Raw genomic sequence first — 13,450 nt, forward strand, 5'->3', positions numbered from 1 at the left:
TGACGCCCACGGTTGGGTCGGGAAGGCGTGGCGGCTATACTCCGCACATGACACGACAACGATGTAACGGCGGCGCGCCTCGATTCGACAACGCGCCAGCCCGCCAGGACGGTGCCGAAAACCGTCCAAGATTCCTCGATAACGCTCTCGCAGGCCGCAGTTTCGCCGTGCGCCGGGACTTTTCGCCTTCCTCGGCGACCGCCATGGGCGGCCCTGCCTCCCACCGCGCGCGCTTCTCTACCGCCGATCCCGCCCCGCGGGCGCACGGCTTCCCATTTGTTCAGCAGACGCGCGGTGCCAAGTCTGCCTGTCTCAACGCAAGGACGATGGCTGCATGACTCAGTGGACATTGAACGACGATCCGCACGCCGCACGCGAAGCGGACAAGTACGACAACCCCGTCCCCAGCCGTGAATATCTTCTCGCCCGTCTGGAGGCCTACGGTAAGCCGATCACGCACGAGAACATGAGTGCGATGCTGGGGCTCGAGGACGACAACCAGCTGGAGGCGGTGCGCCGACGACTGGCAGCGATGGAGCGTGACGGACAGATCCTGCGCGATCGCAAGGGCGCCTATGCGTTGATCGACAAGCTCGACCTGATCAAGGGGCGCGTGCAGGGACACCGCGACGGCATGGGCTTTCTGATCCGCCACGACGGCGTAAAGCCGGATCTGGTGCTACCCCCGCGCCAGATGCGCCGCGTCTTCGACGGCGACCTGGTGCTCGCCCGCGTCAGCGGTCGCGACCGTCGGGGACGGTCGGAGGGGACCATCGCCGAGGTGCTGGCGCGCAATACCCAGACGCTGGTCGGCGTCTTTCGCCAGAACAGTCCCGAGTTCGCGGTGCTGATCCCCGAGAACTCGCGCATCAGCCAGGAAGTGATCATCCCGCATAGCGCCAGCCAGGGCGCGAAGGACGGTCAGATCGTCTCGGTGAACATCACCCAGCAGCCGGAGACGCGCAAGCAACCGGTCGGTGAGGTGGTCGAAGTGCTCGGCGAGCGCATGGACCCGGGCCTCGAGATCGATATCGCCATCCGCACCCACGACATCCCGGCAGAGTTCCCGCCGGAGGTGGAGCAGCAGACCGCCGGTATTTCGGCCGAGGTGCTGGAAGAGGACAAGAAGGCACGAATCGATTTACGCGACATGCCGCTGGTCACCATCGATGGGGCGGACGCCAAGGACTTCGACGACGCCGTCTGCGCCTGGAAGACCAAGTCCGGCAGCTGGAAGCTCGTGGTCGCCATCGCCGACGTCTCTCACTACGTGCGCGGCGCCAGCCCTCTCGACGCCGAAGCCTACGTGCGCGGCAATTCGGTCTACTTCCCCGGCCAGGTCGTGCCGATGCTGCCCGAGCTGCTCTCCAACGGGCTCTGCTCGCTCAATCCCCATGTCGACCGCCTGACGCTGGTCTGCGAGATGAATATCTCCCAGAGCGGGGCGATCAGCCGCTACAAGTTCTACGAGGCGGTGATGCAGTCTCACGCCCGCCTGACCTACGAAGACGTCGGCACCATCCTGCAGGATGGCGACAGCGAAGCGGGTCAGGCACTGCGCGAGCGCTATCGAAAGCTGGTGCCCTCGCTCGAGAATCTGCACGAACTCTACGGCGTGTTGCGCCAGGCGCGCACCGTGCGCGGGGCGATCGATTTCGAGACCACCGAGACACAGATCGTCTTCAACGACGCGCGCAAGATCGAGAAGATCGTGCCACGTACCCGCAACGATGCCCACAAGCTGATCGAGGAGTGCATGCTGGCGGCGAACGTCGCCACCGCGCGCTTCCTCGACAAGCACGACCTGCCGGCGCTCTATCGCGTTCACCAGCCGCCGGCGGCGGAGCGCCTCGAGAATCTGCGCCTGTTCCTGGCCGAGCTGGGGCTGACTCTCGGTGGTGGCGACGAGCCAACGCCGAAGGACTACCAGGCGCTGCGCGAGGTGATCAAGGATCGCCCCGACGCCGACATCATCCAGACGGTGATGCTGCGCTCGATGAGCCAGGCGGTCTATTCGCCGCAGAACGATGGGCACTTCGGTCTCGCCTATCAGGCCTACGCACACTTCACTTCGCCGATTCGCCGCTATCCGGACCTGCTGGTTCACCGGGCGATCCGCTCGGTGATTCGCGGACCGCGCCAGACGCAGACGGTGCAGCGTGCCGAGGGCGCGCCGGTGGAGAAGCCGGCGACCTGGTGTCCCTACACCTTCGAGCAGATGCTCGAGCTCGGCGAGCACTGTTCGATGACCGAGCGTCGCGCCGACGACGCCACTCGCGATGTCACGGATTGGCTCAAGTGCGAGTTCCTCTCCGATCACGTCGGAGAGGTCTTCGAAGGCACGATCGCCTCGGTCACGCAGTTCGGCATCTTCGTGCGCCTCGACGATGTCTACGTCGAGGGGCTGGTCCACGTGACCTCGCTGCCTTCCGACTACTATCACTACGAAGCGGAGAAGCACCGGCTCAAGGGCGAGCGCAGCGGGGTCGCTTACCGCCTCGGTGACGGTGTGACCGTGCGGGTGGCGCGAGTCGACCTCGACGATCGCAAGATCGATTTCGACCTTGCTGACACCGCGCCGCGTCACCGCAAGCCGCCCAAGAGCCGAAAGCCCGAAAGCGGTGGCGACACCTCCGGCGGGGGCAACCCGCGCAAGCGCAAGCAGCGCGCAGGCAAGCGTGAGCGCAGCGGCGGCGGTTCGGCCGGTGACAGCGAGTCCAATACGGGCGAGTCCAATACGACTGCGTCCGATACGGGCGAGCCGTCGACGCCGCAGGCGAGTGCAAAGACCGGCCAAGGCGACGGTGGCACGGCGATCGAGACCGATCAGTCCCACGCTGGCGGCCGAGATGGCCAGGACAGCGGTGAGAGCAAAGAGGGTGGCGAAGGCAAGGAAGGCGGCCGCTCACAGCGGCGCTCCCGCGGGCCGCGGCAGCGCCGAGGCAAGCGTTAATGGCGAAGAAGCCACCACGAGAGGGTGCAGGTCGGCCGGCTCGCGACCGATCGGGTCAACCGGGGCGCGAACGAGCGGCCAAACCGCGCGCGGCCGCCCGCAGCGCATCGGCGGTCTCCGCGCCGGACGGCCTGGAAGCGATCTACGGCGTTCACGCCGTGCAGGCGTTGCTCGAACGCGGCCAGCCTCCGAGACGGCTCTGGGTCCAGCAGGGCGATGCCGAGCGGCGTCTCGCCACGCTGCTCGAGCAGGCGCAGACCGCGGGATGTCGGGTCGAGCGCGTCGCTCGCGAAACGCTCGACGCGCTTTCCGGCAATGCCGCCCACCAGGGCGTGATCGGCTTCTGTGATCCGCTGGTCGCGGAAAGTGAAACCACGCTCTGGTGGCGACTCGAACGCTGGCTGGGAGAGGCGCCGCCGCTGTTGCTGATCCTCGATGGCGTTACCGATCCGCACAACCTCGGCGCCTGCCTACGAAGCGCCGATGCCGCCGGTGTCCGCGGGGTCATCGTGCCCAAGGACAAGTCCGCGCCGCTCAATGCGACGGTGCGCAAGGTCGCTTGCGGCGCCGCCGAAAGCGTACCGGTATTCCAGGTCACCAACCTGGCCCGCTGCATGGAGAAGCTCAAGGCGCAGGGCGTCTGGCTCATCGGCACCGCCGGCGAGGCCGAAGGTCTGCTCTTCGATGCCGATCTCACGGCACCCTGCGCGCTGGTCATGGGGGCCGAGGGCAAGGGGCTGCGGCGGCTGACGCGAGAAGCCTGCGACACGCTGATCAAACTGCCGATGCAGGGCCACGTCACCAGTCTCAACGTCTCGGTGGCGACGGGCGTCTGCCTGTTCGAGGCGCTGCGCCAGCGGGGCCTCGCTGCGCCACTCTAGTTGCTTCTAGCGCCTCTCATCTCTACAATTACGCGGTTCTGCGGGCAGGCTCTGCTCGCGGAGTCGCGTTTTTGCAATCTCGCGCCGGTGGCCCAGCGCCCGAAGCCGAGACGCAAGCGCCCCCAAGTTCGACTATTCGGGTCCGACGGACCGTCGATGCGCCGAGACCGGTGCAGCCCGATATCGACTCCTTGCTTCCCGAGGCCTCGTGCTATCGACGCCACGCGGAAGCTGCCAAACCGCAAGGAGCTAACATGCGTCACTACGAAATCGTGTTTATGGTCCATCCGGACCAGAGCGAGCAGGTTCCCGCCATGGTCGAGCGCTACACCAGCCTCGTGACCGAGAACGGCGGCACCGTGCATCGTCTCGAAGATTGGGGCCGCCGTCATCTGGCCTACCCGATCAACAAGATCCACAAGGCACACTACGTGCTGATGAACATCGAGTGCAGCGGCGAGACTCTCGACGAGATCGAGAACATTTTCCGTTTCAACGACGCCATCATCCGCAGCATGATCGTGCGCAACAAAGAGGCTGTCACCGAAGCCTCGCCGATGATGAAGCCGGCCGAGGAAAAGAGCCGTCGTCGTGACGACAAGCCCTCCGAGCGTGACGACAAGCCGTCCGAGCGTGGTGATCGTGAGCGTTCCGAACGCTCCGAAGCCGCTACCGAAGCCAACTGATCCACACCGCTTTAGGAGAGACTCGCATGGCACGTTTTTTCCGTCGTCGTAAGTTCTGTCGCTTCACCGCCGAAGGCGTGAAGTACATCGACTACAAAGACATCGATACGCTGAAAGCCTACGTCACCGAAACCGGCAAGATCGTACCCAGCCGTATCACCGGGACTCAGGCGCGCTACCAGCGTCAGCTGTCCACCGCGATCAAGCGGGCGCGCTACCTGGCGCTGCTGCCGTACTCCGACAGCCACCAGTAACACCGAAACCGAGGGCGTCATGCTGGCACTGGCCCGTTGGATCATGCGCGGCACGCCACAGGCGATCGGGGCGGCCGCACTGACCGCACTGGTGCCTTGGCTCTTCTGGTTCAGCGCCGCCGTCGCCGGCCTCGTTACATTGAGACGCGGCTTCACCACCGCCGCCCCGGTACTGATTGCTTCGGCGATACCTGCCGGCTGGTGGTGGACGCAGGGCGATGCCGTACCGCTGGCGAGCGTGCTGCTGGTGACGCTGATGGCGACGGTGCTGCGGTCGCGAATGAGTTGGAGCGAAACGCTGATCGTGGCCACTGTCGCCAGCATGGTGCTGGTTCAGCTGGGGGTATTCATGCCCGCCGGCGGCGCCGGACCGCTACTGGCGGAGCTCCGGCGCAGCAGCACCGATGTCGCGGGCATGCTGAATCAGCTGTCGGCGCAGGGCGTCGATACCCAGCTGCTGGCTGAAGTGGTCATCGGCGGTGTCACCGGGCTGGTGGTACTGGTTGCGGCAATCGCCTGCACGGCGCTGGCGCGCTCCTGGCAGGCCGGGCTCTATAACCCCGGCGGCTTTCGTCAGGAGTTTCATGCGCTGAAGCTCTCGCGCAAGCAGCTGCTACTGCTGGTCGGGTTGCTCGCCGCAGGCGTACTGCTAACGCTTCCGGCAGCGGCTCTACTGGCGTGGGTGCCGCTTTTGATTGCCGGTGTGGCGCTGGTCCACGGTTTTATCGGTTTGAAGGGAATGAGCGGGTTGTGGCTGGTCGGCTTCTACGTGTTGCTGCTGACTACCTGGCCCACGATTCTGATTGTACTGCTGTTGGCATTGGTGGATACCTTCGCGGATTTTCGCGGCCGCCTGACCCGCAGTGACTGACGAGAGGTTCAAGAGAATGGAAGTCATTCTGCTCGATAACATCGGCAAGCTGGGCGATCTGGGTGACAAGGTCACCGTCAAACCCGGCTACGGCCGTAACTACCTGGTGCCGTACGGCCTCGCCGTGCCCGCCACCAAAGACAACGTCGAAGCGTTCGAAGCGCAGCGTGCTGAGCTCGAAGCGCAGTCTGCCGATCGCAAGGCCCAGGCCGAAGAACGTGCCGCGCAACTCGCGGAAATCGAGCTTTCGCTGGTGGCCAAGGCCGGTGACGAAGGCAAGCTGTTCGGCTCCATCGGCCCGCGCGATCTCGCCGAAGCCATGGCGCAGGCCGGTATCGACGTTTCCAAGAGCGAAGTTCGCATGCCGGAAGGCCCGATTCGCCAGACCGGCGAGTATGACATCGCGATGCAGCTGCATGCCGAAGTCTCCTCGAGCGTTCGCGTGGTCGTGGTCGCCGAGTAATCGTCCCGTCGGGCGAATGCCGAGCAAAGGCACGCGGGTTATCCCGCGTGCCTTTTTTCGTGGATTTTCCGTCGTCGTGGGTTTTCCGTTATTGAAGGTTTTCCGTTTTCATAGAGCCTTTTGGACGACCCCGACGACGTGAGCCCCCATAGAGCGGTTGCTTTCATGTGAACGGAAAGCACCTCGTCGGCCATCGATTAACATGAGCGCAGCGCCGGACGTGTGGTCGGTGCCGCCGAAGGGTAAGAGCCAGCATGAATGAACGCGTCGATAGCGATCTCGAAACCAGTCAGATCAAGATGCCGCCGCACTCGCTCGAGGCGGAGCAGTCGGTGCTCGGCGGGCTGATGCTCGACAATTCGAGCTGGGACACCGTCTCCGAGCGTCTCGTCGCCGACGACTTCTACCGACACGAACATCGCCTGACGTTCAACGCCATGGCGGAGCTCGCCGAGGCGACCCAGCCGCTGGACGTGGTGACGCTGTCGGAGTCGCTCGAGCGCCGCGATCAGCTGGAGAGCGTCGGCGGTCTCGCCTATCTGGCGGAACTTGCTCGCAACACGCCGTCGGCCGGTAACATCCGCGCCTACGCCGATATCGTTCGTGAGCGGGCGATGCTGCGCAAGCTCATCCAGGCGTCGCGTCAGATCGCCGACAGCGCCTATTCGCCGGAAGGTCGGGCGGCGGACGAGCTGATCAACGAGGCCGAGCGTCTGGTCTTTCAGATCAGCGAGTCGCGGCCCAAGTTCGGCGGCCCGCAGGGCATGAGCCAGCTATTGACCAAAGCGGTCGATCGCATCGACGAGCTGTTCAACATGAAAGGCGAAATGACCGGTATCTCCACCGGCTTTCGCGATCTCGACGAGATGACCTCGGGTCTGCAGCCGTCGGATCTGGTGATCATCGCCGGGCGCCCGTCGATGGGTAAGACCACGTTTGCGATGAACCTGGTCGAGCACGCCGTCGTCTCCTCCGACAAGCCGGTCGTGGTCTTCTCGATGGAGATGCCCGCGGAATCGCTGATGCTGCGTATGCTCTCGTCGCTGGGACGGATCGATCAGACCCGGGTACGGACCGGTCAGCTCGAGGACGAGGATTGGCCGCGGCTGACCTCGGCGGTCAATCTGCTCAAGGATCGTCAGCTCTTCATCGACGACACGCCGGCGCTTTCGCCCAACGAGCTGCGCTCCCGCGTGCGACGTATCGCCCGCGAACACGGCAACGTCGGCCTGGTGATGATCGACTATCTGCAGCTGATGCAGGTGCCCGGTCTGTCCGAGAACCGCACCGCCGAGATCTCCGAGATATCACGCTCGCTCAAGGGCGTGGCGAAGGAGTTCAGCTGCCCGGTGGTGTCGCTGTCGCAGCTCAACCGCTCGCTCGAGCAGCGACCCAACAAGCGTCCAGTGATGTCGGATCTGCGTGAATCCGGGGCCATCGAGCAGGACGCCGACGTCATCGCCTTCGTCTACCGTGACGAGGTCTACAATACCGACAACCCGGACAACAAGGGCCTCGCGGAGCTGATCATCGGCAAGCAGCGTAACGGCCCCATCGGGACGGTGCACATGGCGTTCATCGGCAAGTACACCCGCTTCGAAGACCTGGCGCCGGACAGCTACGGCCAGCACTACGAGTGATGCCCTAGCGGCTTTCATCGACGCTGAGCGCCTCGTGCGTTCGTCGTCACCAGCGTATCGCCGCCAGCGACGGGCGGCGTTCATCGATTATCGAGGAGTCAGACATGGCAGGCGGTTTTCAGCGCGGACGGCGTCAGCGTACGCCCAAGATCGAAGTTCGCGGTCAACTGGAGAAGCTGGAACGGGAAGGGCCGTTCAAGGAGTGGCTGGGGATGCCGGATCTCTACCGACACTGGATCACTGTCGACGGCGAGCTCTACAGCTACCAGACCGAGGATTCGGAACTGCCGGTCGCGGTGGGGGATCGCGTCGTGTTCCGCTACAAGGAGACCAAGGCAGGACGCTGGATCGACCGCAACTCGCTGGGCAAGGCGATCGACCCGTCGGACTATCAGTAGTTCGACGACGGGCGAGCGTCGTGGCGATCTGACCTCCGCTAACAGCAACGGCCCTCTGTCTCTGCACGGCCCTCTGTCTCTGCGTTAGCGGGTCAAATGCGCCATTGGTTCACCGGTTCGTATTTTTCGGTGAGCGATAGGAAACATTTCGACACATTTTCATCTTGGCGTCATCTTCGTGGCACTCAATGGTCGGTATGACTCCGTTCACTGTCACCTCCCGCGAAGAAGAGACCCTGACCGACATCGTCGAACGGCGCCGTCTTCGCACGCATTTTCAACCGATCGTCTCCGTGCCGACGGGACGAATTCTCGCCTACGAGGCACTCTCCCGCGGGCCCGAAGGGTCGTTGCTGGAGAGCCCGCTGGCACTGTTTCAATCGGCGGGTCGGCATGGCCGGCTCATCGCTCTCGAGTATGCCTGTCTCGCCAGCGCCATCGAGCGCTGGGCCGAGACCGGGCTCGGCGAGCTTCTGTTTCTCAACGTCTCTCCAGAAGTCCTGATCGACGCGGCAACGTTCGGCGCGACCGTCGTAGCGCTGTTGTCGCAGGTCGGCCTCGCGCCATCGCAGGTGGTGATCGAGATCACCGAACAGTCGCCAGGCATCGATTCGCAGCGCATCGTCGAAGCGGTCGTGGAGTGCCAGACGCTGGGGCTCAACTTCGCGCTGGATGACCTCGGCGACGGTTATGCGGGGCTGCGGCTCTGGTCGGAGCTCACGCCGAGCTACGTCAAGCTGGATCGTCACTTCGTCAGCGGCATCGATGGTGACCACGTCAAGCGCCGCTTCGTACGCTCGATCATCGACATCGCCCACAGCCTGGATGGACGGGTGATTGCCGAAGGGGTGGAGCGTGAGGCCGAACTGGATGCGCTGTTGGAACTCGGCGCCGACTACTGTCAGGGCTGGCTCTTCGCGCATCCCGAACCGCAGCCGCAGGTGGGTCGCGATGACCTGATAGCCGCACTCGCTGCGCTGGGCCAAACTCGCCGGCTCCACGCCGCCGGCACGGAGATCGGGCGACTCTGCGTGGCACTGCCGGCGCTGACGCACGAGATGAGCGTCGCCAGCGCCGCCGAACGTTTTACCCGCATGCCCGAGGCCAACGCGCTGGCAGTCGTCGACGAGGCTGACCGACCGGTGGGGCTGCTCGGGCGCCAGCAGCTGATGACGCTGCTCGGCAAACGCTTCGGTTTCGATCTTCACGGGCGACGTCAGCTGTCGCAGGTCATGCAGACGCAGGCGCTCTGCGTCGAGGCAAGCGAGCCGCTGGAGCGGGTCTCGCGCAAGGTGACCGGCCGCGCCGATGTCACGCGCGATGAGGACTTCATCATCACCGACGGCGGGCGCTATCGCGGGGTCGGCCATGTCATCAACCTGCTCCAGCTGGTGACTGAGCAGCAGGTCCAGATCGCTAGACAGGCCAATCCGCTGACGCAGCTTCCCGGCAATCGGCCCATCCGTGCCGCGCTCGAGCGCTACCAGCAACGCGGGAGCACCTTCGTTGCCTGCTATCTGGATCTCGATCATTTCAAGCCGTTCAACGATCGCTTCGGCTGCGCGCTGGGCGACCAGATGATCCTGATTCTGGCCCGGGTATTGGGCGAGGCGACCGGCCGCGACGACTTCCTGGGGCATCTCGGCGGCGACGACTTCGTCCTGCTGCTCGACGACGACGGCCGGCTCCACACCCGGCTGGAGGCGATCCAGCGCCACTTCGCTCGTGACGGCAGCTCGCTACTGCCGTCGTTGGAGCGAGCCGCGGGCGGTTTTCATGCCAAGGATCGATTCGATCAGTGGCGGTTCTTTCCTCATACCCGGCTGTCTATCATCGCGCTTCGCGTGCCGCCGGATGCCGCAACGTATAGCTTCGGTGACCTATGGAGCCGCTTCAAGACGCCGGCCAAGCGGGCCGGCAACGGTCGCATCGTGGTCACGCTCAAGTCCCCGGGCAAGTCCTCGAGTTAGACGTCGGCGGGGCTGCCGAACCGGGACCGAGGAGTACGGCTTCATCGACCTGCAACGACCAATGCAACGCGGCTTTAACATAGTTACGCGTTAATGGTGGGAATGCCTGAGCGTTCAGGCAGCGTGCGGCACCGAAACGCTGGTGCCGCCGCCGACTCGACTTATTTTGGCGGAGAGACCATGGATATCGAAGCACTCGAAAATTTCACCCGAACGCATCACGATTACGACATCCGCATCGTCGCCCACGCGGGCAGCCGTTACTACCAGGTGATGCTGGAACCCGCCGGCGGCGCGACTCAAGTACTGACGCGGCGCGGCAAGCCGATGATGTTTCGCGCCCTCGACGATGTCTACGGCGAACTCAAGCGCGCCGACATTCGCCAGGCCTATCTGGTTCACCAGGTCGCCAACGACGATCCCGTCGGCTTCGATGCGCACTACTGCGACCCGCAGGCATCCCGACTGTCGCTGGTATTCTGACTTCGCCCCTCTCCACGCCTACCGCACTCCAACCCTTCCCGCCACGCCTAGCGCCTCACTACCGGCAAGTCGCCACGAGACTTGCCCGATAATCGAGCCCGCCCGCCGACCGAGTCGGTTCTTGTGTCTCTCGGTTGCCTCTCCTGCTTCCTCGTCGCCGCATCGTTGCGCCATCAATTCTGGTAGCCGCTGGCATGATCGCCCTTGCCGTAGGGGGCTTCGAACGTGATCGTTTCGAGAAAGGCATCGGCCTTGGCAATGATCGCCTCGCGGCGGTCGTCGGCCATGCGATCCCAGCTGCCGTAGATCAGTCGCATGCGCTGATTGTTCTCCAGGCGCTTGCGGTGCGTCTCCAGAAAGTGCCAGTAGAGGCTGTTGAACGGGCAGGCGTTGTCGCCGGTCACCTGCTTGACGTCGTAGCGGCACTCGCGGCAATGATCCGACATTCGGTCGATGTACTTGCCTGAGGCGCAGTAGGGTTTGGAACCGAGGTAACCGCCGTCGGCGTAGAGCGTCATGCCGAGAGTGTTGGGCAGCTCCACCCACTCGTAGGCGTCGGCATAGACCGCCAGATACCAGTCGCAGAGCGCCGCCGGGGCCACGCCGCAGAGCAGGGCGAAGTTGCCGGTGACCATCAGTCGCTGAATGTGATGGGCATAGGCATTGTCGCGGGTCATCTCCAGCGCTCGACGCAGGCAGCGAAGCTCGGTGTCGGCGTTCCAGTAGAAATCCGGCAGGCCGCGGCGGGCGTCGAGTCGATTCTCACGCTTGTAATCCGGCATCCGCTGCCAGTAGATGCCGCGCACGTACTCTCGCCAGCCGAGGATCTGACGGATGAAACCCTCGGCGGCGTTGATCGGCGCCTTGCCGTCCTGCCAGGCTTTTTCCACCGCCTCGCACACCTCGCGGGCACCGAGCAGGCCGAGATTCATCGAGGCCGAAAGCCGCGAATGGAACAGCAGAGGGTCGTCGTCGCTGATGGCGTCCTGATAGGTGCCGAAGTGGGCCAGCGCGTGATCGATGAAGTGGCGTAGATCGGCGAGCGCCTGACGCCGGGTGACCGCCCAGTTGAAGCCTTCGAGGGTGCCGAAGTGGTGGCCGAAGTGCTCCGAGACCAGCGCTTCGACCTCGCGCGTGGTGTCGTCCATGCGATGCTGCGGCGAGGCGGGAAAGTCGAGATCGCCACTGACCGGGGCACGATTCTCCTTGTCGAAGTTCCACTGTCCGCCTGCGGGCTCGCCGTCGCGCATCAGCAGGCCGGTTCGCTTTCGCATCTGGCGGTAGAAATCCTCCATGCGAAAGCGCCGGCGGCCTTCCAGCCACTCGCCGAAGTCGCTCAGCGTGCAGTAAAAGCGCGTATCCTCGTACAGCCGCCAGCGGGTTCCGCGACTCTGTATTCGCTCCAGCAGTCGCCACTCTCCGGGGTGGGTGACGCGAATCTCGTCGCATTCGTAGGCGTCGGCGAGACGCTCCGCCTCGTCGATCAGATCCTGACGATTGTCGTCATCGTCGAGACGGCTGTAGTGGACCCGATACCCTTTGTCGCGGAGGGTGTCGGCGAAGTGGCGCATCGCCGACAATATCAGCGCGATCTTCTGCGGATGGTGAGGGACGTAATCCCCCTCGGTCTTGACCTCGCAAAGCGCGACGACGGCATCGTCCGGCGCCTGGGTCAGGACATCGAGAGAGTCGGTGAGCTGGTCACCGAGAATCAGAATCAGAGGGCGCGACATAGACTTGACCATGACTTATACAGATACGTTTGATCGTATAAGACGATGGGTTTTGCGCAAGCCGGGAGTGGTAAACTTGCGGCGACAACGAGTTCGACAGGAGTGGTGATATGGCGGCGCGGTTCGGAGTGCTACTGGTCAATCTGGGAACGCCGGAGGCGCCCACGCCGAAAGCGGTGCGGCGCTATCTGGCCGAATTTCTCGGCGACCCCCGGGTGATCGATGCCCCCCGCTGGATCTGGTGGCCGGTGCTGCACGGTGTGATTCTGCGGATTCGCCCGCCGAAGGTCGCCAAGGCCTACGCCTCGGTGTGGCAGGAGGAGGGCTCGCCGCTGCTGGCGATCGGTCGACGCCAGCAGCGCGCGCTCGCCGCCGACCTCGAGGCCACTACCGGCGAGGCGATACCGGTGGAGCTGGCGATGACCTACGGCAAGCCGAGCATGGAAGAGGCGGGGCTGAAACTGCGCGATGCCGGCGTCGAGCGCATTCTGGTGCTCCCGCTCTATCCGCAGTTTTCCCGTACCACGACCGGCGCCGTCTTCCAGCGGCTGGCCAAGGCGCTCGCGCCCTGTCCGCACCTGCCGGAGATGCGCTTCGTCAACGAATACCACGACCATCCGGACTACATCGAAGCGTTGGCAGCCAGCGTACGCGAGCACTGGGAGACGCACGGCGACCGCGGCCGCCTGCTGATGTCCTACCACGGCATTCCAAAGCGCTACGTCGATAACGGCGACCCCTACGCGAGCCACTGCCGGCGAACCAGTGATCTTCTCGCCAAGGCGCTCGAGCTGGAGGAGGGCGCCTGGTTCCAGAGCTATCAGTCACGCTTCGGTCGCGAGGAGTGGCTCAAACCCTATACCGACGAGACGCTCAAGGCGTGGGGCGCAGACAAGGTCGAGTGCGTCGACGTCATCAGCCCCGCCTTCGCCGCCGACTGCCTGGAGACGCTGGAGGAGATCGACGCCGAGAACCGCGAGTACTTCCAGGAGGCCGGTGGCGGCCGCTACCGCTACATTCCCGCGCTCAACGACCGTCCGGAGCACATCTACCTGCTGCGCCGGCTGGTCGAGGAGAACACCGCCGGCTGGTAAGCACGCCGCCGGCGAAATCGACGG

The 13,450-nt window shown here is 64.4% G+C and carries 12 protein-coding genes; 11 read left to right on the top strand and 1 reads right to left on the bottom strand.

The genetic code is table 11. From position 1 onward, the window contains the following. Positions 1 to 334 precede the first annotated feature (334 nt). The 10 genes from rnr (at position 335) to DOM33_RS10305 (ending at position 10,599) form a co-directional block, all read left to right on the top strand. On the top strand, positions 335 to 2,953 hold the full coding sequence (gene rnr, locus DOM33_RS10260) for a ribonuclease R (protein WP_110668687.1): 2,619 nt from the start codon (positions 335 to 337) through the stop codon (positions 2,951 to 2,953). Next, positions 2,953 to 3,834: a 23S rRNA (guanosine(2251)-2'-O)-methyltransferase RlmB gene (gene rlmB, locus DOM33_RS10265; protein ID WP_110668688.1), complete on the top strand. Its 882-nt coding sequence runs from the start codon at positions 2,953 to 2,955 to the stop codon at positions 3,832 to 3,834. Before rnr ends, rlmB begins: the two co-directional genes overlap by 1 nt. Positions 3,835 to 4,088: 254 nt before the next feature. Further along, positions 4,089 to 4,520, top strand: a complete 432-nt coding sequence (gene rpsF, locus DOM33_RS10270; RefSeq protein ID WP_110668689.1) for a 30S ribosomal protein S6 — start codon at positions 4,089 to 4,091, stop codon at positions 4,518 to 4,520. Between the two features lie 26 nt (positions 4,521 to 4,546). Further along, entirely contained in the window at positions 4,547 to 4,774 is a 228-nt protein-coding gene (gene rpsR, locus DOM33_RS10275; RefSeq protein WP_035472385.1) for a 30S ribosomal protein S18, read from the top strand. Positions 4,775 to 4,793: 19 nt separating this feature from the next. Continuing rightward, a complete protein-coding gene (locus DOM33_RS10280) occupies positions 4,794 to 5,645 on the top strand; it encodes a hypothetical protein (protein ID WP_110668690.1) in 852 nt (283 codons plus the stop codon). A gap of 16 nt (positions 5,646 to 5,661) precedes the next feature. Next, positions 5,662 to 6,108, top strand: a complete 447-nt coding sequence (gene rplI / locus DOM33_RS10285) for a 50S ribosomal protein L9 (RefSeq protein WP_110668691.1) — start codon at positions 5,662 to 5,664, stop codon at positions 6,106 to 6,108. 254 nt (positions 6,109 to 6,362) lie between these two features. After that, the gene (dnaB, locus tag DOM33_RS10290) at positions 6,363 to 7,748 is read left to right on the top strand and encodes a replicative DNA helicase (RefSeq protein WP_110668692.1); all 1,386 of its coding nucleotides are present in this window, start codon (positions 6,363 to 6,365) and stop codon (positions 7,746 to 7,748) included. Positions 7,749 to 7,852: 104 nt separating this feature from the next. Continuing rightward, positions 7,853 to 8,146: a hypothetical protein gene (locus DOM33_RS10295; protein WP_110668694.1), complete on the top strand. Its 294-nt coding sequence runs from the start codon at positions 7,853 to 7,855 to the stop codon at positions 8,144 to 8,146. A gap of 197 nt (positions 8,147 to 8,343) precedes the next feature. After that, entirely contained in the window at positions 8,344 to 10,116 is a 1,773-nt protein-coding gene (locus DOM33_RS10300; protein WP_110668999.1) for a GGDEF domain-containing protein, read from the top strand. A gap of 180 nt (positions 10,117 to 10,296) precedes the next feature. Continuing rightward, positions 10,297 to 10,599 carry a DUF6482 family protein gene (locus DOM33_RS10305; RefSeq protein WP_110668696.1) on the top strand — a complete coding sequence of 101 codons (303 nt, stop codon included), beginning with the start codon at positions 10,297 to 10,299 and terminating at the stop codon, positions 10,597 to 10,599. Positions 10,600 to 10,772: 173 nt separating this feature from the next. Here the strand turns inward: DOM33_RS10305 and DOM33_RS10310 are convergent, their stop codons facing one another. Beyond that, positions 10,773 to 12,332, bottom strand: coding sequence for a cryptochrome/photolyase family protein (locus DOM33_RS10310; RefSeq protein ID WP_110668697.1), 1,560 nt, complete (start codon positions 12,330 to 12,332; stop codon positions 10,773 to 10,775). A gap of 110 nt (positions 12,333 to 12,442) precedes the next feature. Between DOM33_RS10310 and hemH the strand changes: the two genes are divergently transcribed. Further along, positions 12,443 to 13,426 carry a ferrochelatase gene (gene hemH, locus DOM33_RS10315; RefSeq protein ID WP_110668699.1) on the top strand — a complete coding sequence of 328 codons (984 nt, stop codon included), beginning with the start codon at positions 12,443 to 12,445 and terminating at the stop codon, positions 13,424 to 13,426. Positions 13,427 to 13,450 lie beyond the last annotated feature (24 nt).

It is taken from the genome of Salinicola halophilus, assembly GCF_003206155.1.
GTDB lineage: Bacteria > Pseudomonadota > Gammaproteobacteria > Pseudomonadales > Halomonadaceae > Salinicola > Salinicola halophilus.